Origin of the sequence: Brachymonas denitrificans, assembly GCF_907163135.1 — a bacterium.
Lineage (GTDB): Bacteria > Pseudomonadota > Gammaproteobacteria > Burkholderiales > Burkholderiaceae_C > Brachymonas > Brachymonas denitrificans_A.
On record NZ_CAJQUA010000001.1, the window covers coordinates 391,727 to 410,565 of the forward strand.

Genomic DNA, 18,839 nt, shown 5'->3' on the forward strand with positions numbered 1-18,839 from the left:
CCATGAACACCACCACGACGACAAACCCGTTCTCGCTGCCCCTGCCCGCCAGTGCGCCCGCCAGCGCGCGCAGCGGACTGCGCCTGCTGCAGCGCTTGCAGCACGGCACGCTGCACCTGGAGCTACCCGACGGCAGCACGCTGCAAGTGGGCCAGGGCGCGGGCCAGGGCGGCTACCCGCACGCCAGCCTGCACCTGCACCACTGGCGCGTGTTTGGCGCAGTGCTGCGCTCGGGCGACATCGGCCTGGCCGAGGGCTATATCGCCCAGGAATGGAGCACGCCCCACCTGGCCGACCTGCTGCGCCTGCTGATGGCCAACCGTGATGCGCTGGAATCCCTGGTCTACGGCGCCTGGTGGGGGCGCCTGGCCTACCGGCTGCGCCACCTGCTCAACCGCAACAGCCGCGCGGGCAGCCGCCGCAACATCCACGCCCATTACGACTTGGGCAACGCCTTCTACCAGCTGTGGCTGGACCCGAGCATGAATTACTCGTCGGCCTGGTTCCAGGGTGACTTGACGGGCGACCTGACCGCTGCGCAGCACGCCAAAGTGCGCCGCGCCCTGCACAGCGCCGGCGTGCAGCCCGGCAGCCGCGTGCTGGAAATTGGCTGCGGCTGGGGCGCACTGGCCGAGATGGCGGCGGGCGAGTGTCAGGCCCATGTGACGGGCGTGACGCTGTCCACCGAGCAGCTGGCGTTTGCCCAGGTGCGCCTGCAGGCCGCGGGCCTGGCGCCGCAGGCCGATCTGCGCCTGCAGGACTACCGCGACATACAGGACGGGCCATTCGACGCCATTTGCTCCATCGAGATGGTGGAAGCCGTGGGCCAGGCCTACTGGCCCAGCTACTTTGGCGCGCTGGCGCGGCTGCTCAAGCCCGGCGGGCGGGCCTGTGTGCAAAGCATCGTCATCGACGACGCGCTGTTCGACCGCTACGTGCAGGGCACGGACTTCATCCAGCAGTACGTCTTCCCTGGCGGCTGCCTGCCCAGCCCGGCGCGCTTTCGCGCCGCCGCGCAGCAGGCCGGCCTGCGCGTGATCGAGGAATTCGCCTTCGGCCCCGACTACGCCGAAACCCTGCGCCGCTGGCACCGCCAGTTCACCGAGCGGCGCGCCCAGGTGCTGGCCCAGGGCTTTGATGCGGCCTTCCTGCGCACCTGGGAGTTTTACCTGGCGTACTGCGAGGCGGCCTTCGACAGCCGCAACATCGACGTGGTGCAGTACACCTTGGTGAAAGATTAAAAACCATAGCTGCTCGCGCTTTCTGCATATGCCTTACAGCCTCATTTCATCGCTAAACCGAATGGCCCGCGTGGGCGTGCTGGCGGTGGCCTTGGGGGCCGCGGTCGCCAGCGCCACCGCTGCGGCCGATGGCGCAGCCGCCCCGCCCAGCTTTGTGCAGCAGGCGCTGCCCGCCGCAGCCCTGCTGGGCCAGGGGCAGATGCGCTTTCTGGGGCTGCGCATTTACGACGCCCGCCTGTGGGTGGGCCCGCAATTCAAGGCGGCCGACTTTGGTGACTACCCGCTGGCGCTGGAGCTGAGTTACCACCGCGCCTTCAAGGGCGCGGCCATCGCGCAGCGCTCCATCGACGAGATCGAGCGCCAGGGTGAGTTGCCGCCCGCGCAGGCGCAACGCTGGCTGAAAGTCTTGACCGCCTTGCTGCCCGATGTGCAGTCTGGCGACCGGCTGACCGGCCTGTACCAACCCGGCCGGGGCATGCGTTTTTGGCGCGGCGAGCAGTTGCTGGGCGTCACGGACGATGCCGAGCTGGCGCGCCGCTTTTTCGCCATCTGGCTGTCGCCGCGCACCTCCGAGCCCGGCCTGCGCAGCGCCTTGCTGGCGCGCAGATCAGAAGGCGGGCCATGACCCGCGCCCATCTTCCGTGGACTGCCGCGCAGGTGCTGCCCTGGCGCGCCGGCCTGGCCTACGGGCTGCTGGGCCTGCCACTGGCCTTTGCCGCGCTGCCGTTGTACGTGGTGCTGCCGCATTACTACGCCAGCGACCTGGGCCTGCCGCTGGCCACCGTGGGCGCGCTGCTGATGCTGGTGCGGCTGATGGATGCTGGGGCTGAGCCGCTGCTGGGCCGCCTGAGTGATCGGCTGTACCGCCGCACCTCGCAGGCCGTGCTGTGGGTGGCCGGGGCTGCGGCGCTGCTGCTGGCGCTGGGCCTGGCGGGCCTGTTCTTCCCCCGCGTGCAGGGTAAAGCGGCGCTGGCGGTGTGGATGGTGGCGGGGCTGCTGTTCACCTGCCTGGCGCACAGCCTGCTGGTCATCGCGCACCAGGCCTGGGGCGTGCGCCTGGGGGGCGACGCCTTGCAGCGCAGCCGCATCGTGGCCTGGCGCGAGGGGGCGGGGCTGCTGGGCGTGGTCACGGCCAGCGCGCTGTCGGTGGCCTGGGGCGCGGGCAGTATGTTGGCCGTGTTTGCGTTGGCACTGCTGGCCGGCTGGCTGGTGCTGTGGCGCGCGCCGCGCCCGCCGGTGGCGGTTGCGCTACGCGATAGGGGGCATCAACCCAGTCCTGCGCTGTGGCAGCCACTGGCCGAATCACCATTCCGCCGCCTGTTGACCGTGTTTTTGTGCAACGGCATCGCCAGCGCCATACCGGCCGCGCTGATGCTGTTCTTCGCCCAGGACCGGCTGCTGGCCACGCAGCCGCAGATCGCGCTGTTTCTTGTGCTGTATTTCGTCAGTGGCGCGCTGTCCATGCCGGCTTGGCTGCGCGTGGTGCGCCGCTTCGGGCTGGAGCGCGCGTGGCTGGCCGGCATGTTGCTGGCTGTGGTCTGCTTTGGCTGGGCTGCGGGCCTGGAAGGCGGCCAGGTGCTTGCCTTTGGCGTGATCTGCGTGCTGTCCGGCATGGCGCTGGGGGCCGACCTGGCCGTGCCCGGCGCGCTGCTGGCCCTGCTGATCGAGCGCCACGGTGCCCAGGGCGTGCACGACGGCGCCTACTTGGGCTGGTGGAACCTGGCCACCAAGCTCAACCTGGCGCTGGCCGCAGGCGCCACGCTGCCGCTCTTGCAATGGCTGGGCTACACGCCCGGCAGCCAGGATTTTTATGCGCTGCAGCACCTGGCTTGGGTCTACGCGCTGCTGCCCTGCGCGCTCAAGCTGGTGGCCGCGTCGTTGCTGCACTTGCTGCTGATCGATTCTCCAGACCACCCCCAGGAGTGACACCATGAACACACGCCGCCATGTTTTGTTGACCATGCTTGCGGGCTCGGCCGTCCTCGCGGGCTGCGCCGGGCCGCAGGTCAGCGACTACGCCCAGCAGCGCCCCGCGCTGCAGCTCGATCGCTATTTCAATGGCCGCATCCGTGCCCACGGCATTTTCCAGAAGCGCGGCGGCGAGGTGGTACGCCGCTTCACCGTGGTCATGGACTGCCATTGGGAGGGCAACCAGGGCGTGCTGGACGAAGCCTTCAGCTATTCCGACGGCAGCACCTCCCGCCGCGTCTGGCGCCTGACCAAGCACGAGGGCGGGCGCTACACCGGGCGCGCCGACGACGTGGTGGGCGAGGCCGCGGGGCAGGAGTCCGGCAACGCCTTCCGCTGGAACTACACCCTGCGCCTGCCGGTGGACGGCAAGGAGTACGAGGTGCAGTTCGACGACTGGATGTTCCTGGTCGATGAGCGCGTGATGCTCAACCGCGCCACCATGAGCAAGTTCGGCATCACGCTGGGCGAAGTGCTGCTGTCCTTCACCAAGGAATGAGCCCATGCCTCTGAACCCCCGCATCACCGACTGGCACGGCAAGCGCGTATGGCTGGTGGGCGCGTCCACCGGCATTGGGCGTGCCGTGGCCGCGCTGCTGCACGCACGCGGGGCGCAGGTGTGCGTGTCGGCGCGTCAGCAGGGCCTGCTGGACGCCTTCGTGCGCGAGCACCCCGGCAGCCAGGCGCTGGCGCTGGACGTGACCGACGCCCAGGCCACGGCCAGCGCTGCGCAGCAGCTGCTGCAGGGCGGGCCGCTGGATCTGGTTCTTTATTGCGCCGGCTACTACCGCCCCATGGCGGCCGACGCGCTGGACTTGCCCGAGCTGCTGCAGCACCAGCGCGTGAACGTCGCTGGCGCGCTGCATGTGCTGGCGGCCGTGGTGCCCGCGCTCTTGCAGGCCGCCAGCGCCGGGCGCGCGCCGCACCTGAGCCTGGTGGCCAGCGTGGCCGGCTGGCGCGGCCTGCCGCAAAGCCTGGCCTATGGGCCCACCAAGGCGGCGCTGATCAACCTGGCGGAAAACCTGTTTCTCGACCTGCGCCCCAAGGGCGTGGGCGTGAGCCTGGTCAACCCCGGCTTTGTCGATACGCCGCTCACGGCACAAAACCAGTTCACCATGCCGTCCCTCATCACACCCGAACAGGCGGCGCTGGCCATCGTGCGCGGCTGGGAGCGGGGGGTGTTTGAATCGCATTTCCCCAAGCGCTTCACGGGCGTGCTCCGCCTGATGCGCTGCCTGCCGTACCGCTGGTATTTCCCGCTGGTGCACCGCTTCACCGGCCTTTGACCCATGCAAACCTCTCCCGCCGCTTCGTGCCCCGACACCCCCGCCGCCGTGCAAAGACTGATTGCGCTGTACGAGCAGCTTAGCCCCGCGCACCTGGCGCGGCTGGGCGACTACTACGCGCCCGACGCGCAGTTCAAAGACCCCTTCAACTACGTGCGCGGCGTACCCGCCATTGCGCAGGTGTTTGCGCACATGTTTGACACGCTGGAGCAGCCGCGTTTCGTCGTCACGCAGCACCTCGTGCAGGGCAAGCAGGCGTTTCTGGCCTGGGAATTTCACTTTCGCATGCGGCGCTGGCGGCCTCAGGTGGCGCAATGCATCCGCGGCGCCACCCTGGTGCGCTTTGACACCCAGGGACGCGTAACGCTGCACCGCGACTATTGGGATGCCGCCGAAGAGCTGTACGAAAAACTGCCACTGCTCGGCACTCTGATGCGCTGGCTGCGCAAGGCAGCTTCCGCCACCCACAAGGCCGCACCATGATCACCGTTCACCATCTTGAAATGTCGCGCTCCCAGCGCATCCTCTGGCTGCTGGAGGAGCTGGGCGTGCCCTATGACATCCGCCTCTACCGGCGCGACCCGGCAAGCCGGTTGGCGCCTGTCGAACTCAAGCGTATCCACCCCCTGGGCAAATCGCCCGTGGTGACCGATGGCGACACCGTGGTGGCCGAGTCCGGCGCCATCATCGAATACTTGGCCGAGCGCTTTGGCGCCCAGGCGCCGGCAGAGCTTGCCCACCTGGAGCCCGCGCGCGGCACAGCAGAGCATCGCCAGTGCCGCTTTTGGATGCACTACGCCGAGGGCTCGCTGATGAACTGGCTGGTGATGAAGCTGGTGTTCGACTCCATTCCGCGCCAGCCCATGCCGTTCTTGGTGCGGCCCGTGGCCCGCGCCCTGTGTGCCAAGGTGCAGCAAAAGCTCATCACGCCGAACGTGCAGACCGCGCTGGCCTTCATGGAGGCGCACCTGGCGCAGCACCCCTGGTTTGCGGGCGAGCACCTCACCATGGCGGACTTTCAGATGAGCTTTGCCGTGGAGGCAGCCCTGGCCCGGGGCGGCAACGAAGCGGCTTGGCCGCATCTGGCCGCCTACCGCCAGCGCCTGCAGGCACGGCCTGCCTACCAGCGTGCGCTGCAAAAGGGCGGGCCGGTGTTGATGTCCTCGTGAACGGACCATGACGATAAAAAAAATACCTGCGGGCAGCAACGGCGTGGCGGCTACGGCCCCCAGCGCCTTGGTGTGGCTGCGCCGCGACCTGCGTTGCCACGACCACGCCGCGCTCTACCACGCGCTGCGCCGCCATGAGCGCGTGTACTGCGCCTTCGTGTTCGACACCGACATCCTGGATGCGCTGCCCACGCGCTGCGACCGGCGCGTGGAGTTCATCCACGCCAGCGTGCTGGAGCTGCACGACGGCCTGCAGCAGCTGGCCGCACGCAGCGGCGCGCCCGGCGGCGGGCTCATCGTGCGCCACGGCCCGTCGCTGACGTGCATCGTGCAACTGGCGCAGGCGCTGGGCGTGCAGGAGGTGCTGGCCAACCGCGACTACGAGCCCCAGGCCCTGGAACGTGACCAGCGCGTGGCCCAGGCCTTGGGCGAGTTGGGCATCGCTTTTAGCGACTACAAAGACCAGGTGCTGCTGGAGCGTGACGAGGTGCTGACCCAACAGGGCCGGCCCTACAGCGTGTTTACCCCCTACAAGCGCGCCTGGCTGCAGCGGCTGGATGCCTTCCAGCTCAAACCCTACCCGGTGGCGCGCTACGCACGACATCTGGCGCCGCCACCTGCCGGCGAGCGCCTGCCCACGCTGGCAGACCTGGGCTTTGTCCCCACCAACCTGCACGCGCTGCCTCTACCCACCGGGATGCGCGGTGCGCAGCAGCTGCTGCACGACTTTGCGCCACGCATGGCGGCGTATCACGAGGCGCGCGACTACCCCGGGCGCAAGGGCGTGTCCTACCTGTCGGTGCACCTGCGCTTCGGCACCGTGTCCATCCGTCAGCTGGCGGCGCTGGCGGCGCAGCAGGCATGCGAAGGCAGCGCGGGCGCGCAGACCTGGCTGTCCGAGCTGGCCTGGCGCGACTTTTATTTCATGATCCTGTGGCATCACCCGCAGGTGGTCACGCAGTCCTTCAAGCCCGAATACGACCGCGTGCAGTGGGACGAGGCCCCTGAACTGTGGCAGGCCTGGTGCGAGGCACGCACCGGCTACCCGCTGGTCGATGCCGCCATGCGCCAATTGCTACACACCGGCTACATGCACAACCGCCTGCGCATGGTGGTGGCGAGCTTTCTGACCAAGGATCTGGGCATTGACTGGCGCCGCGGCGAGCGCTTTTTTGCCCAGCACCTGAACGACTACGACCTGGCCGCCAACAACGGCGGCTGGCAGTGGGCCGCGTCTACCGGTTGCGACGCGCAGCCCTACTTCCGCATCTTCAACCCCATCACGCAGTCCGAACGCTTCGATCCGGACGGGCAGTTCATCCGCCGCTACCTGCCCGAACTGGCCCGAGTGCCGGATGCGCACATCCACTTTCCCGCCGCCATGAAGCCGGTCGAACTCGCGGCCTGCGGTCTGCGGCTGGGGGTGGACTACCCGCAGCCTGTCGTCGATCACGCCAGGGCACGCGAGCGCACACTGATGCGTTTTTCGCCTATTTCATAAAGTGAAGTTTCATGAGGGCTCAGAACTATGGAATTACGTCACCTCCGTTACTTCTTAGCCGTTGCTGAAGAACTCCACTTCGCCCGTGAGGTAGAACGGTTGCACATTGATCAGTCACCTCTGTCCCGCGCTATCAAAGAGCTGGAGGAGGAACTGGGAGCGAGCCTGTTTGTTCGCACCACCCGTAGCACTCAGTTAACCCGTGCTGGGCGGCCTTTTCAGCCTGAATTACCGCCATAACGGCCTTTGACCGGCCTGCGTCTGCCGGTTCGCATCATCGTCAACCGCGATTTGGTGCTGCGGCCGTACCAGCCGCTGTTCTTCAACAGTGGAGCGATGCGATGAGTACGACCAAGAAACTGCGGCTGGGGCCGCTGCCCAAGACCGAGAGCGTCAAGCTGACCTTTGCTTGTCCGGCCAGCTTGAAGGCCGACCTCGACCGATACGCCGCGCTGCACGCGCAGGCGTATGGCAAGGTTGTAGATGCCGAGAAGTTGATCCCGCACATGCTGGAGGTGTTCATGGCCGGGGATCGGGGATTCAGGAAAGGAACAACAGCCAAAGTTGCCGTGCAAAAACAGCCTTGACGATCTTGACATCACTCCAACGACAAAGCGCAGCCACAGGCTGCGTTTTGTCGTTCTGGTAGTCGTGCAGTTGGGCTAATATGGATAGACAAGTCGGCCTGCTGTTGGGGAACGCACCCGATGCAACGCGCCCCGGCTTTCTTTCTCGTCGGTCTTATGTGGCACCTAGCCCACAACGCCGCAGTCACTTCAAGCGGCCCAAAACAGAGATAACCTAGCGTCCTGTATAGAGTTTCAAGCCGTGGGCGATTTGCACACGGAGCTTGACACCAGCAATTTTTTATGCCCGATTGGGAAAAGGCCCTGCAGGTGCCGCAGTGTTCTACTGCGGCAATGAGCGGTGACAACATTACATTTAATGAATTAATATAATGAGGTGGCGCCGCCGGTACGCGACTGCCAGATCAGGCACAACGCCGGGCAATGGGTGCAGAATAGAAGCAATGCAGTTGACCAATACCCGCGATATCCGTGCGCAGATTGCCAATATCAGCAAGACGCGCAAGATCACCAGTGCCATGCAGCAAATCTCCTTTGCCAAGCTGGCGCAGGCGCGCAAGCGGGCCGAGGCAATCAGGCCCTATGGCCGCATTCTGCGCGGCATGATGGCGCGCCTGGTGCGCGTGGATCAGGATTACCAGCCGGCGCTGATGGCCCGGCGCGTGCCGGCGCACCGCATCGGCGTGATCGTGGTCACTACCGACAAGGGGCTGTGCGGCCCGCTCAACACCCGCCTGCTGCAGCAGGTGGTGGCGCAGCTGTCGTCCTGGGAACAGGCGCGGCGCGATGTGTCGCTGACTGTGGTGGGGCTGCGCGGCTTCTCCACCCTGAGCCGTGCCGGCTTCAAGGTGGTGGCGCACGTGCCCTGCGGCTGCGAGTTCCAGCATTCCGAGGAACTGCTGGGTACCATGTCGGTGCCGATCATGCAGTTCCTGAAAGGCGAGATCGACGAGTTGTACGTGGCCACCAACCGTTTTGTCAACACGCTCAACTACGAACCTGTGGTGTCGCGCTTCCTGCCGCTGGACGACCAGTTGGTGGGCGTGCCCGAATACCTGCAGCCGGCCATCGGGCATGCTTCCTACGCCCCGGTGGATTATGTGTACGAGCCTGGCGAGCCGGAGGCGGTGGATGCCTTGCTGCGGCGTTATGTTGAAACCATCATTTACCAGGCGGTGGCGGAAAACGCCGCATGCGAGCAGGCCGCCCGCATGACGGCGATGAAGTCTGCCACCGAGAACGCGGACCGTCGCGTGGAGGAACTGACCCTGCAGTACCACAAGGCACGGCAGGAAGCGATCACGCGCGAACTGATCGAAATCGTGGCAGGAGCGGCGGCAATCGATGGACGATAGGATGATCACCCCCCAGGCAGCCCCCAAGGGCGTATCCGGTTTGCCGGCTTCCGGTGCACGGGCGGAGCGTGCCAATATCGGCAGCTTCCATCCCGGCGGGCGCGAGGCGCTGCCGCAGAAGCTGCACTTGCAGGTCAGCACCGTCAACGCCTTGCTGTTCGACGGCGACGTGCAGGAAGTGACGCTGCCCGGAGAGGCTGGCAGCCTGGGCGTGCTGCCGGGCCACGATCCGATGCTGCTGCTGTTGCGCTCCGGCCCGCTGGTCTACCGCGACCAGCGCCATGGCGAGGGGCAATCGGTGTACGTGATCGGCGGTCTGGCGGAGGTGGGGCCGGGCTATGTGCGCGTGCTGGCGGACCACGCCGTACACTCCGACGATGCCGATGCGCGCCGCCGTGCGGAAGCCATGCACCGGGCCGAGGCAGAACGTCCGGCCGAACCGCGGGCGGCCGATTTCGCCGGTATCAAGGCCGCGCTGGATGCCGAACTGTTGCGCTTTTTCCAGTTGGTGCTTTTCGGCAGAGACAAGTAAATTCCTGATCAGGATTTATGCGCCGTTACGGCTTGTCGTGCATGTATTCGCAGACACGGGCTGCCGGCGATCCCGTTCAATCCTGCGGCACCACCATCTCTGCATATTCGTACAGCTGCTCCAGCACCTGCATGCTTTCCGGCGCCAGATCCTGCTGCTGCAGTTCGTCCAGTTCGGCCAGCAAGGCGTCGACGCTGCGGGCGCCGCCTTCGCCGTCGAGCAGGCGTGCGGTGCAGTGCTCCTGCCACTGCCCGGCTTCTTCCGGCGTGAGGGTGTCCGGAAAGTTGCGCGCACGGTAGCGGAACAGCAGTTCCGGCAGCCGTTCGTCCTCGAAGCTGCTGCGGCTGGTCGCCAGTTGCGCAGGTGAGAGCTGGCGCAGTTCGTCCAGCTTGCGACGATCGCCATTGCCCAGGAAACCGCCATACAGATCGCCATCGACGTCGACTGCAGTGCCCGCTGCCGGCCGCGTGAACACCTGCGCCCAGATGGCGCTCATGTCGGGCAGGTCGCGCGCCAATACCGCATGCTGCAATTGCGGCTCCAGCTCGAACTGCCAGCGTGCCGCCATCTCCGGACTCAGCGTGCGCAGGTTGCGCACCACCATGGGCGACTTGTTCAGGTGGATGCTCTTGATCGGCAGGCGCTGCACGCCCGCGGGCAGTGCATCGCTGCGCGTGAACAGGCGCTGGCGGATGGCTTCGGCATCCAGCAGGGCGAGTTCGGACGGGTCGTGGCGCAGGTCCCACGCCAGCAGCTCGTTGCGGTTGGTCGGGTGGCTGGCCAGTGGCCACATCAGCGCCAGACAGCCGCGCTCGGCGGGCACCATGCCGGAGACATGCAGAAAGGGCTGTGCCGTCTGCTGCGTGGCGGGCAGGCCGAGTTCGCTGGCGACGCGGTCCTTGCGGCGCAGGCCCAGGGCAAACTCGAACAGGCGCGGCTGCTTCTCGCGCAGCAGACGCGCCAGCGCGATGGTGGCGCGCACATCGGACAGGGCGTCGTGCGCTGCCTCGTGCACCAGGCCGTTGGCGGCGCTCAAATGCTCGAGCTTGAAGCTCGGCTTGCCATCGATTACCGGCCATTCGATGCCCTGCGGGCGCAGCGCATAGGTCATGCGCACCACGTCCAGCAGGTCCCAGCGCCCGCATTCGTTCTGCCATTCGCGGCCATAGGGGTCGATCAGGTTGCGCCAGAACAGGAAGCGGGTGAACTCGTCGTCGAAGCGGATGGTGTTGTAGCCCACGCCGATGGTGCCCGGCTGCGCCATCGCCTCGTGGATGGTGCGCGCAAACTGCCACTCGGGTAGTCCCTGCTGCAGGCATTGCTGCGGCGTAATACCTGTGATCAGGCAGGAGCCGGGGCTGGGCAGATAGTCTGGCGCCGGCTGGCACAGGATGTTGATCGGCTCGCCGATTTCGTTCAGGTCGGCATCGGTGCGGATGGCGGCAAACTGCGCCGGGCGGTCGCTGCGCGGGTTGATGCCGAAGGTTTCGTAGTCGTGCCAGAGAAAGGTAGGGATCATGTCGGTCAGGCGGGCTGTTCGGCGCCCAGGAAATCCTCGATCAGGCGGGCCAGCACTTCGGGCTGGTCGTGGTGCAGCATGTGGCCGGCATCGTCCACGATGGCGTGGCGCACATCGGGAATGCGCGCCATGCGGGCACGGTATTCCTCCTGCGTGTAGCGTTCGCCCCAGAACTGCCCGATGCTGTCCTCGCGCGCCTCGACGCAGAGCGTGGGCGCGGTGATGCAGGCGAGGCAGGCCATGGCCTCGTCGGCGTTGTAGAGCTGGTGGTTGGGAATCTTGTGGCCGGCATGCGCCTGGATATGCCAGTTTCCGTCGGCATCCTGTTCGGCCCAGCGGCGTGCCAGCCACAGGGCCTTGTCCAGCGGCAGGCGGGCGTTGGTCTGCTGCAGGCGCCGGGCCACGGCCGGCAGATCCGGATAGTGGCGCAGCTTCAGGGTGCCGGCGCGCAGGGCGCGCACGTTGTCCATCCACTGCACCAGGCGCTGGGGCGCATCTTCCGGCTGGGTGGCCGGCAGGCCGAAACCTTCCAGGTTCACCAGGCGGCGCACGCGCTGCGGACGCACGCCGGCATACTGTGTGACGACGTTGCCGCCCATGCTGTGCCCTACCAGATCCACCGGGGCGTCGCCCGCGAAATGATCGAGCAGATAGTCCAGGTCCAGCAGGTAGTCGGCAAAGATGAAGTGGTCGGCCTGGCTGGCGGAGGTGCTGCCAAAACCGCGCCAGTCCGGCGCGATGACATGGCGATCCTGCTGCAGGGCATCGACCAGGAACTGGTACGACGCCGCCACATCCATCCAGCCATGGCACAGCACCAGCAGCGGCTGGCCTTCACGCGGCTGGCCCCATTCCAGCACATGGTGCTGCAGGTCGCGGATGGGCAGGCGATGCGATTGCGCTTCGCGGCGGGGCTGGTAGGGGGGAAGTGTGGTATCGGAAGCCATGGGGTACAGCAAAATTGACAAATGAAACAGATCAGATTCCCAAAGTATGCCTGCTATGGACGCAGAAAAGCCACCCGAAGGTGGCTTTGCATTCAACGCGAGGTCAGACGCGTGAATCAGCGGGCCGGCTCGGCCACGAAGATTTCCACGCGACGGTTCTGTGCGCGGCCATCGACGGTGGCGTTGCTGGCGATCGGCTGGGTGGAGCCGGCGCCGGAAGTGGCGATACGGCTGCCTGCCACGCCCTGGCTCACCAGATAGGCCTTGGCGGCATCAGCGCGACGCTGGGACAGCGGGTTGTTGATGGCATCAGTACCGGTGCTGTCGGTGTGGCCCACGATGGACACGGTGGCAGCCGGGTTCTGGTTCAGCGTCTGGGCCAGGCGCTGCAGGATCGGGTACATGTTGGCGTTCAGCACGGCAGAGTTGGTGGCAAAGCCGGCGTCAGACGGGATGTTGATCTTCAGGCGGTTGTCGGCAGTCTGGGAGACCTGAACCGGGGTGCCGGCGGTCACTTGCTGCATGGCCTGCTTCTGCTGTTCCATGCGCTGGGACCACAGGTAGCCACCAGCAGCGCCCAGGGCGGCACCAACGGCAGCGCCGGTGGCGCGGGTGCGGTTGTCGCGGTCGCCAACCTGGTTACCCACCACGGTACCCAGACCAGCACCCACGGCAGCGCCGATGGCGGTGTTGCGACCGGTGGTGGTCATGGTGCCATCAGCGGCACAACCTGCCAGCAGGGCGGCAGCGGAAGCAGCAATAGTCAGGGAAGTGAAAGCCTTCTTCATGTTCTATCTCCTTTGAAAATGATTGCTTGCAGCGGTTTTTTGCTCGCAACGGTTACATTCTAGGCAGCGCGTCATGGCAAATTTGTAGGACGGTGCTGATCCGGCTGGTAATTGTTTGTATCCGACTTTGAAAGTCTTCCGGATGATGCTTGTGAATTCATGGGTGAAACGGGAAAAACATCACGAAAACCCGTAAACGCAACTGTCAGGAGTTTGTCAGCACGAAGGCGTGACAAGGATTGGAATCTCCATTGTTTTCAAACGCTTAGGGAAAAGCTGCAGGCATTTGGCAGGCTGCGGCGCCCATGCTTGCGAATGGTTGCAAGTCGCACTGGCTACGGGGAGCGGACTGTTGTTTTCCCATGCGCCGATGTGCTGCTTCCCCTTGACAGCAAGGCTGGCAAGACGCGAATGCAGACGTGCCGAGCCCTGATAATGGTGCCTATGGCAAAAAAACCGCATGTGAGCGAAACGCCCGCAACGCAGTTGCTGCGCAAGAACGGGATCGCGTTCGAGGAATATACCTACGAGTGGGAGCCGCATGGCGGCGCGCGCCACAGCGCCGAGGTGCTGGGGCTGGATCCGTTCAGCGTGGTCAAGACGCTGGTGATGCAGGACCAGGACCGGCAGCCGCTCGTCGTGCTGATGCACGGCAACCGCAGCGTCTCCACCAAGCAGCTGGCGCGTCAGACCGGACGCAAGCATATCGAGCCTTGCGCGGTGGAAGTGGCGCAGCGCCACAGCGGTTACCTGGTTGGCGGCACTTCACCGTTCGGCACGCGGCGCGCCATGCCGGTCTATATCGAGCGCAGCATCCTGGAGCTGCCGCGCATCGCCCTCAATGGCGGACGCCGCGGCTATCTGCTCGGTATCGATCCGCAGGTGTGCATCCAGCTGCTGCAGGCGCAGCCGGTGGACTGTGCACTGGCAGAATAGCGCCTGACCTCGCAACGAACTTCCTTCATTCATGCAAACCTCTTCCCTGATCGCCCTCGTGCTGGCCTACCTGATCGGCTCGCTCAGTTTCGCCGTCATCGTCAGCAAGGCCATGGGCCTGAGCGACCCGCGCAGCTACGGCAGCGGCAATCCCGGCGCCACCAACGTGCTGCGCAGCGGCAGCAAGAAAGCCGCCATCCTCACGCTGCTGCTGGATGCCTTCAAGGGCTGGCTGCCGGTGTTCGTGGTGCAGCACTGGGGTGGCCAGTGGGGCTTGGGCGCGACCGATGTGGCGCTGGTGGGCCTGGCGGCTTTCCTGGGGCACCTGTATCCGGTGTTCTTCCGGTTCAAGGGCGGCAAGGGCGTGGCCACTGCCGCCGGCGTGCTGATCGGCTTCGGTCCCTTGCTGGGCCTGCTGGTGCTGGCGATCTGGCTGGTGGTGGCCTTCGTGTTCCGTTACTCGTCCCTGGCGGCGCTGGTGGCGGCCATGGCGGCGCCGCTGGTCTACATGCTGGGCATCAACGGCTGGTGGAAGGTGGAGGGCCCGGTGCTGATGGCGGTGGTCCTCATGAGCATGCTGCTGCTGTGGCGTCACCGCGAGAACATCCGCCGCCTGCTGGCCGGCGAAGAAGGCCGTATTGGCAGCAAGAAATAGGGCGTTGCCAGACTTGTTCGTCAGCAAACCTTCCGCGCAGCTTTCTGTCGCGGTTGAAAAATCGGAGAGAAAAAGCACATGGGTCATTCCATCTGCCGCCTGAACGTCGAGCCGCGCTACAGCGACGCGGCCATCTGCAACGGCGTGGTCTATCTGGCCGGGCAGGTGCCCGACGACGCCAGCGCCGACACGGCCGGCCAGACGCGCCAGGTGCTGGCCACCATTGACCGCCTGCTGCACGAAGCCGGCAGCAGCAAGTCGCGCATCCTCATGTGCCAGATCTTCCTGGCAGACATCGCCGACATCGGCGTGATGAACAGCGTGTGGGACGAGTGGGTGGACAGCGCCAACAGCCCGCCCCGCGCCACCGTGCAGGCGGCGCTGGCCGACCCGGCCTGGCGCATCGAAGTGGTGGTAACTGCCGCGGCTTAATCGCGGAAGTTGTTGAAGCTCAGGGGGACGTCGGTCACGTCCTTCTTGATCAGCGCCATGGCGGCCTGCAGGTCGTCGCGCTTGGCGCCGGTCACGCGCACCGAGTCGCCCTGGATGGAGGCCTGCACCTTCATCTTGCTGTCCTTGATGATTTTCTGGATCTTCTTGGCCAGCTCGCTCTCGATGCCGTTGCGCACCTTCACGACCTGCTTGACCTTGTCGCCACCGATCTTCTCGACCTTGCCGACTTCGAGGAAGCGAACGTCGACGTTGCGCTTGGTCATCTTGTTGCGCAGGATGTCTTCCACCTGCTGCAACTGGAAATCGGCATCGCCGAACAGCGTGATTTCCTTGTCCTTGATCTCGATGGCGGCACTGGTGCCCTTGAAGTCGAAGCGGGTGCCGATTTCCTTGGAGGTGTTTTCGACGGCGTTTTTGACTTCGACCAGATTGGGTTCGCAGACGGTATCAAAAGAGGGCATGAGGGCTCCTGGCTCGTAGTGTGTGTCTTGGGAATGGTGGGACAATTATCCCCCATGACTATTCTCCGCATCGAACGCAACGCTTCCCTGGATACCTTCAACACCTTCGGCATCGCCGCGCGTGCGCACGACCTGCTGCACGTGCGCTCGGCGGCCGACCTGCAGGCACTGAGCGAGCAGCCGGAACTGCTGTCCAAAGGCTGGCTGGCGCTGGGCGGCGGCAGCAATCTGGTGCTGACGGGCGACGTGCGCCAGCTGGTGCTCAAGATCGAGATCATGGGCAAGGCCCTGGTGGATGAAGATGACAAGCACTGGATCGTGCAGGCCGGCGCCGGCGAGAACTGGCACGGTTTTGTCGAATGGACGCTGCAGCAGGGCTATCCCGGCCTGGAAAACCTGGCGCTGATTCCGGGCGTAGTGGGCTCGTCGCCGGTGCAGAACATCGGCGCCTACGGTGTCGAACTGCAGGACCGTTTCCACAGCCTGGATGCGGTGGACATCGACACCGGCCGCAGCTTCACGCTGACGGCGGCGCAATGCGGTTTCGGCTACCGCGATTCCGTGTTCAAGCACGCGCCCGCCAAACCGGGCGACCATGGCCTGGCTGGCAAGGCTGTCATCACCCAGGTGCGCTTTGCACTGCCCAAACAGTGGCGTGCCGAAACCGGCTATCTCGACATCCAGCGCAAGATGGCCGAACTGCAGATCACGCAGCCGACGGCGCAGCAGGTGTTCGACATGGTGGTGGCGATCCGCAGCGCCAAGCTGCCCGACCCGGCCGTGATCGGCAACGCGGGCAGCTTCTTCAAGAACCCGGTAGTCAGCGCCGAGCAGTGCCGCGACATCATCAACCGCGAGCCCAATATCGTGCACTATGAGATGCCCGACGGCACCATCAAGCTGGCGGCCGGCTGGCTGATCGACGCCTGTGGCTGGCGCGGCAAGAGCATGGGCAATGCCGGCGTGTACGAGAAGCAGGCGCTGGTGCTGGTGAACCGCTTCGGCGAAACCGGCGTGCGCGCCACCGGCGGCGAAGTGATGACGCTGGCGCGTGCCATCCAGACCAGCGTGTACGAGCGCTTCGGCATCCGTCTCGAGCCGGAGCCCGTGGTGGTGTGAGGGGTCCTGATTCCTGCCGGGGCGCAGGCTCCTGATCAGGGGCCGCCTGGAGAGCGCGATCGAACGCTTCGCGTAGCGTGAAGGTTTTCACCTATTTCGGCTTTGTCTCGGGCCCGAGCGCAAAATTTGAAGCAGGCGGCATCGTATGATCAGAAAACGTGATCCCTTATTTCAGGAAGGATGCCAACCATGAACAACTCCATCGTCGACGAGCTACTGGGCCAGCTGCAGGGGCCGCTGCTGGGCCAGATCGCCGGCCAGCTGGGCACCGACAATTCCCAGACGCAGAACGCCATCACAGCCGCCATCCCCATGATCGTGGGCGCACTGGGCCGGAACGCCCAGACCCCGCAGGGTGCGGATGACCTGTTCGGCGCGCTGCAGCGCGACCACGTGCCTGCCGCGGGTGGCGTGGATCTGGGCGGCCTGCTGGGCTCGCTGCTGGGCGGCGGTGCCGCCATGGCGCCGGCCCGCCAGATGGACGGTGGCGGCATTCTCGGCCACATCTTCGGCGGCGCGCAGCCGCGTGCCGAAGCAGGCCTGGGCCAGGCGACCGGTATCGGCTCCGACAAGTCGGCCCAGTTGCTCAAGATCCTGGCGCCCATCGTCATGGCCTTCCTGGCCAAGAAGGTGATGGCTGGCGGCATGAACTCCGGCAGCCTGGGCGGCATGCTGGGCCAGGAGCGTGCCCAGGTGCAGCAGCAGGGCGGCCTTGGCGGCACCCTGATGAACGCCGTGCTGGACCAGGACGGTGACGGTCAGGTCGGACTGGGCGACCTGCTCAAGATGGGCGCGACCTTCCTGGGTGGCCGCCGCTAAGCGCATCCGGCATCAGCCCTTGCGCTGATGCGTCTCGCACCGACGCCCGCATGGCATCCGCCTGCGGGCGTTCCTGTTTTCACGGCATGGCCACGAAAAAGCCGCCCGGCTTGCGCATCGGGCGGCTCGTGCAGAAAAGGCCGGAAAGGCTCAGTCCTTCTTGCCTTCCAGCTTCAGCATGGCAGCGCCTTCGCCGAGCTGCAGCAGGCCGCTGTTGGCATAGATGCCCAGCTTGTCGCGCGTATCGACGATGTCGAGGTTGCGCATGGTCAGCTGGCCGATGCGGTCGGCCGGAGAAAAGGGCGCGTTCTCGACCTTTTCCATGCTCAGGCGCTCGGGCGCGTAGGTCAGGTTGGGCGACTCGGTGTTCAGGATCGAGTAGTCGTTGCCGCGGCGCAGTTCCAGCGTTACTTCGCCGGTGATGGCGCGCGCCACCCAGCGCTGGGCGGTTTCGCGCAGCATCAGGGTCTGCGGATCGAACCAGCGGCCCTGATACAGCAGGCGGCCCAGCTTCAGGCCGTTGATGCGGTACTGCTCGATGGTGTCCTCGTTGTGGATGCCGGTCACCAGGCGCTCGTAGGCGGTCCACAGCAGCGCCATGCCGGGCGCTTCGTAGATGCCGCGGCTCTTGGCCTCGATGATGCGGTTCTCGATCTGGTCGCTCATGCCCAGGCCATGGCGGCCGCCGATGCGGTTGGCTTCCAGGAACAGTTCCACCGGATCGTGGATCTCCTTGCCGTTCAGCGCGACCGGCACGCCTTCCTCGAAGCGCACGCGCACTTCCTCGGGCTTGACTTCGACTTCCGGCTTCCAGAACGCCACGCCCATGATCGGGTTGACGATGCGGATGCCGCTGCTCAGTTCTTCCAGGTCCTTGGCTTCATGCGTGGCGCCCAGCATGTTGCTGTCGGTGGAATAGGCCTTCTCGGCGCTCATCTTGTAGCCATGACCGTTGGCGGTCATGAAGGCGCTCATTTCGGCGCGGCCGCCCAGTTCGTCGATGAACTGCTGGTCCAGCCAGGGCTTGTAGATCTTCAGTGCCGGATTGGTCAGCAGGCCGTAGCGGTAGAAGCGCTCGATGTCGTTGCCCTTGAAGGTGGAACCGTCACCCCAGATGTTGACGTCGTCTTCCTTCATGGCGGCCACCAGCATGGTGCCGGTTACGGCGCGGCCCAGCGGCGTGGTGTTGAAGTAGTGGATGCCGCCGGTGCTGATGTGGAAGGCACCGCACTGGATGGCGGCAATGCCTTCGTGTGCCAGTTGCGTGCGGCAGTCGATCAGGCGGGCCTGCTCGGCGCCGTATTCCATGGCCTTCTTCGGGATGGCGTCGTAGTCGGATTCGTCAGGCTGGCCCAGATTGGCGGTGTAGGCGTAGGGCACGGCGCCTTTCTGGCGCATCCACAGCAGGGCGGCGGAGGTGTCCAGGCCGCCGGAGAAGGCGATGCCGACCTTCTGGCCGGAGGGAATGGATTGCAGGATGGTGTTGGACATGGTGTGTCGTCA

Annotated in this window: 21 protein-coding genes and 1 pseudogene; 17 read left to right on the forward strand and 5 right to left on the reverse strand. The window is 65.7% G+C overall.

Going from position 1 to position 18,839, the window contains the following annotated elements:
• Positions 1–2 precede the first annotated feature (2 nt).
• The 12 genes and pseudogenes from KKQ75_RS01785 to atpC all read left to right on the forward strand — a co-directional run bounded on the left by KKQ75_RS01785 (position 3) and on the right by atpC (position 9,639).
• A complete protein-coding gene (locus KKQ75_RS01785) occupies positions 3–1,241 on the forward strand; it encodes an SAM-dependent methyltransferase (RefSeq protein ID WP_213359569.1) in 1,239 nt (412 codons plus the stop codon).
• 61 nt (positions 1,242–1,302) lie between these two features.
• Positions 1,303–1,866: a chalcone isomerase family protein gene (locus KKQ75_RS01790; RefSeq protein WP_250130966.1), complete on the forward strand. Its 564-nt coding sequence runs from the start codon at positions 1,303–1,305 to the stop codon at positions 1,864–1,866.
• Entirely contained in the window at positions 1,863–3,167 is a 1,305-nt protein-coding gene (locus KKQ75_RS01795) for an MFS transporter (protein WP_213359586.1), read from the forward strand. Before KKQ75_RS01790 ends, KKQ75_RS01795 begins: the two co-directional genes overlap by 4 nt.
• A gap of 4 nt (positions 3,168–3,171) precedes the next feature.
• On the forward strand, positions 3,172–3,708 hold the full coding sequence (locus KKQ75_RS01800) for a DUF3833 domain-containing protein (protein WP_213359588.1): 537 nt from the start codon (positions 3,172–3,174) through the stop codon (positions 3,706–3,708).
• Between the two features lie 4 nt (positions 3,709–3,712).
• A complete protein-coding gene (locus KKQ75_RS01805) occupies positions 3,713–4,495 on the forward strand; it encodes an SDR family NAD(P)-dependent oxidoreductase (protein ID WP_213359600.1) in 783 nt (260 codons plus the stop codon).
• 3 nt (positions 4,496–4,498) lie between these two features.
• Complete coding sequence (locus KKQ75_RS01810) at positions 4,499–4,978, forward strand: nuclear transport factor 2 family protein (RefSeq protein ID WP_213359602.1); 480 nt, start codon at positions 4,499–4,501, stop codon at positions 4,976–4,978.
• A complete protein-coding gene (locus KKQ75_RS01815; protein ID WP_213359608.1) occupies positions 4,975–5,664 on the forward strand; it encodes a glutathione S-transferase family protein in 690 nt (229 codons plus the stop codon). The genes KKQ75_RS01810 and KKQ75_RS01815 overlap by 4 nt, the downstream gene beginning before the upstream one ends.
• Positions 5,665–5,671: 7 nt before the next feature.
• Positions 5,672–7,165: a cryptochrome/photolyase family protein gene (locus tag KKQ75_RS01820; protein WP_213359611.1), complete on the forward strand. Its 1,494-nt coding sequence runs from the start codon at positions 5,672–5,674 to the stop codon at positions 7,163–7,165.
• A 27-nt stretch (positions 7,166–7,192) separates the two neighbouring features.
• A pseudogene (locus tag KKQ75_RS01825) lies at positions 7,193–7,399 on the forward strand (LysR family transcriptional regulator); the annotation flags it as partial.
• Positions 7,400–7,506: 107 nt separating this feature from the next.
• Complete coding sequence (locus tag KKQ75_RS01830) at positions 7,507–7,752, forward strand: DUF2274 domain-containing protein (protein WP_213359613.1); 246 nt, start codon at positions 7,507–7,509, stop codon at positions 7,750–7,752.
• A 443-nt stretch (positions 7,753–8,195) separates the two neighbouring features.
• Complete coding sequence (gene atpG, locus KKQ75_RS01835; protein WP_213359615.1) at positions 8,196–9,107, forward strand: ATP synthase F1 subunit gamma; 912 nt, start codon at positions 8,196–8,198, stop codon at positions 9,105–9,107.
• Position 9,108: 1 nt separating this feature from the next.
• Positions 9,109–9,639, forward strand: a complete 531-nt coding sequence (gene atpC / locus KKQ75_RS01840) for an ATP synthase F1 subunit epsilon (RefSeq protein ID WP_213359617.1) — start codon at positions 9,109–9,111, stop codon at positions 9,637–9,639.
• Between the two features lie 76 nt (positions 9,640–9,715).
• Here the strand turns inward: atpC and sbcB are convergent, their stop codons facing one another.
• The 3 genes from sbcB to KKQ75_RS01855 all read right to left on the reverse strand — a co-directional run bounded on the left by sbcB (position 9,716) and on the right by KKQ75_RS01855 (position 12,893).
• Positions 9,716–11,158: an exodeoxyribonuclease I gene (gene sbcB / locus KKQ75_RS01845; protein WP_213359619.1), complete on the reverse strand. Its 1,443-nt coding sequence runs from the start codon at positions 11,156–11,158 to the stop codon at positions 9,716–9,718.
• A 5-nt stretch (positions 11,159–11,163) separates the two neighbouring features.
• On the reverse strand, positions 11,164–12,105 hold the full coding sequence (locus KKQ75_RS01850; RefSeq protein WP_213359625.1) for an alpha/beta fold hydrolase: 942 nt from the start codon (positions 12,103–12,105) through the stop codon (positions 11,164–11,166).
• 116 nt (positions 12,106–12,221) lie between these two features.
• Positions 12,222–12,893: an OmpA family protein gene (locus KKQ75_RS01855; protein ID WP_213359629.1), complete on the reverse strand. Its 672-nt coding sequence runs from the start codon at positions 12,891–12,893 to the stop codon at positions 12,222–12,224.
• A gap of 444 nt (positions 12,894–13,337) precedes the next feature.
• Between KKQ75_RS01855 and ybaK the strand changes: the two genes are divergently transcribed.
• The 3 genes from ybaK to KKQ75_RS01870 all read left to right on the forward strand — a co-directional run bounded on the left by ybaK (position 13,338) and on the right by KKQ75_RS01870 (position 14,916).
• The gene (gene ybaK / locus KKQ75_RS01860) at positions 13,338–13,829 is read left to right on the forward strand and encodes a Cys-tRNA(Pro) deacylase (RefSeq protein WP_213359632.1); all 492 of its coding nucleotides are present in this window, start codon (positions 13,338–13,340) and stop codon (positions 13,827–13,829) included.
• Between the two features lie 31 nt (positions 13,830–13,860).
• The gene (gene plsY / locus KKQ75_RS01865; RefSeq protein WP_213359635.1) at positions 13,861–14,484 is read left to right on the forward strand and encodes a glycerol-3-phosphate 1-O-acyltransferase PlsY; all 624 of its coding nucleotides are present in this window, start codon (positions 13,861–13,863) and stop codon (positions 14,482–14,484) included.
• 78 nt (positions 14,485–14,562) lie between these two features.
• On the forward strand, positions 14,563–14,916 hold the full coding sequence (locus KKQ75_RS01870) for a RidA family protein (protein WP_213359637.1): 354 nt from the start codon (positions 14,563–14,565) through the stop codon (positions 14,914–14,916).
• Here KKQ75_RS01870 and KKQ75_RS01875 read toward each other — a convergent pair.
• Positions 14,913–15,398, reverse strand: coding sequence for a YajQ family cyclic di-GMP-binding protein (locus tag KKQ75_RS01875; RefSeq protein WP_213359640.1), 486 nt, complete (start codon positions 15,396–15,398; stop codon positions 14,913–14,915). The two genes, KKQ75_RS01870 and KKQ75_RS01875, sit on opposite strands and share 4 nt — an antisense overlap.
• A gap of 54 nt (positions 15,399–15,452) precedes the next feature.
• Between KKQ75_RS01875 and murB the strand changes: the two genes are divergently transcribed.
• Positions 15,453–16,517, forward strand: a complete 1,065-nt coding sequence (gene murB / locus KKQ75_RS01880; protein WP_213359645.1) for a UDP-N-acetylmuramate dehydrogenase — start codon at positions 15,453–15,455, stop codon at positions 16,515–16,517.
• A 189-nt stretch (positions 16,518–16,706) separates the two neighbouring features.
• Positions 16,707–17,336: a DUF937 domain-containing protein gene (locus KKQ75_RS01885; protein ID WP_213359647.1), complete on the forward strand. Its 630-nt coding sequence runs from the start codon at positions 16,707–16,709 to the stop codon at positions 17,334–17,336.
• A 150-nt stretch (positions 17,337–17,486) separates the two neighbouring features.
• Here the strand turns inward: KKQ75_RS01885 and argG are convergent, their stop codons facing one another.
• Complete coding sequence (gene argG, locus KKQ75_RS01890) at positions 17,487–18,827, reverse strand: argininosuccinate synthase (protein ID WP_213359657.1); 1,341 nt, start codon at positions 18,825–18,827, stop codon at positions 17,487–17,489.
• Between the last annotated feature and the right edge of the window lie 12 nt (positions 18,828–18,839).

Excerpts from the sequence above, each read along its gene's own strand:
- KKQ75_RS01785 (WP_213359569.1), top strand. The coding sequence starts at position 3 with ATGAACACCACCACGACGACAAACCCGTTCTCGCTGCCCCTGCCCGCC.
- KKQ75_RS01790 (WP_250130966.1), top strand. The coding sequence starts at position 1,303 with ATGGCCCGCGTGGGCGTGCTGGCGGTGGCCTTGGGGGCCGCGGTCGCC.
- KKQ75_RS01795 (WP_213359586.1), top strand. The coding sequence starts at position 1,863 with ATGACCCGCGCCCATCTTCCGTGGACTGCCGCGCAGGTGCTGCCCTGG.
- KKQ75_RS01800 (WP_213359588.1), top strand. The coding sequence starts at position 3,172 with ATGAACACACGCCGCCATGTTTTGTTGACCATGCTTGCGGGCTCGGCC.
- KKQ75_RS01805 (WP_213359600.1), top strand. The coding sequence starts at position 3,713 with ATGCCTCTGAACCCCCGCATCACCGACTGGCACGGCAAGCGCGTATGG.
- KKQ75_RS01810 (WP_213359602.1), top strand. The coding sequence starts at position 4,499 with ATGCAAACCTCTCCCGCCGCTTCGTGCCCCGACACCCCCGCCGCCGTG.
- KKQ75_RS01815 (WP_213359608.1), top strand. The coding sequence starts at position 4,975 with ATGATCACCGTTCACCATCTTGAAATGTCGCGCTCCCAGCGCATCCTC.
- KKQ75_RS01820 (WP_213359611.1), top strand. The coding sequence starts at position 5,672 with ATGACGATAAAAAAAATACCTGCGGGCAGCAACGGCGTGGCGGCTACG.
- KKQ75_RS01830 (WP_213359613.1), top strand. The coding sequence starts at position 7,507 with ATGAGTACGACCAAGAAACTGCGGCTGGGGCCGCTGCCCAAGACCGAG.
- atpG (WP_213359615.1), top strand. The coding sequence starts at position 8,196 with ATGCAGTTGACCAATACCCGCGATATCCGTGCGCAGATTGCCAATATC.
- atpC (WP_213359617.1), top strand. The coding sequence starts at position 9,109 with ATGATCACCCCCCAGGCAGCCCCCAAGGGCGTATCCGGTTTGCCGGCT.
- sbcB (WP_213359619.1), bottom strand. The coding sequence starts at position 11,158 with ATGATCCCTACCTTTCTCTGGCACGACTACGAAACCTTCGGCATCAAC.
- KKQ75_RS01850 (WP_213359625.1), bottom strand. The coding sequence starts at position 12,105 with ATGGCTTCCGATACCACACTTCCCCCCTACCAGCCCCGCCGCGAAGCG.
- KKQ75_RS01855 (WP_213359629.1), bottom strand. The coding sequence starts at position 12,893 with ATGAAGAAGGCTTTCACTTCCCTGACTATTGCTGCTTCCGCTGCCGCC.
- ybaK (WP_213359632.1), top strand. The coding sequence starts at position 13,338 with ATGGCAAAAAAACCGCATGTGAGCGAAACGCCCGCAACGCAGTTGCTG.
- plsY (WP_213359635.1), top strand. The coding sequence starts at position 13,861 with ATGCAAACCTCTTCCCTGATCGCCCTCGTGCTGGCCTACCTGATCGGC.
- KKQ75_RS01870 (WP_213359637.1), top strand. The coding sequence starts at position 14,563 with ATGGGTCATTCCATCTGCCGCCTGAACGTCGAGCCGCGCTACAGCGAC.
- KKQ75_RS01875 (WP_213359640.1), bottom strand. The coding sequence starts at position 15,398 with ATGCCCTCTTTTGATACCGTCTGCGAACCCAATCTGGTCGAAGTCAAA.
- murB (WP_213359645.1), top strand. The coding sequence starts at position 15,453 with ATGACTATTCTCCGCATCGAACGCAACGCTTCCCTGGATACCTTCAAC.
- KKQ75_RS01885 (WP_213359647.1), top strand. The coding sequence starts at position 16,707 with ATGAACAACTCCATCGTCGACGAGCTACTGGGCCAGCTGCAGGGGCCG.
- argG (WP_213359657.1), bottom strand. The coding sequence starts at position 18,827 with ATGTCCAACACCATCCTGCAATCCATTCCCTCCGGCCAGAAGGTCGGC.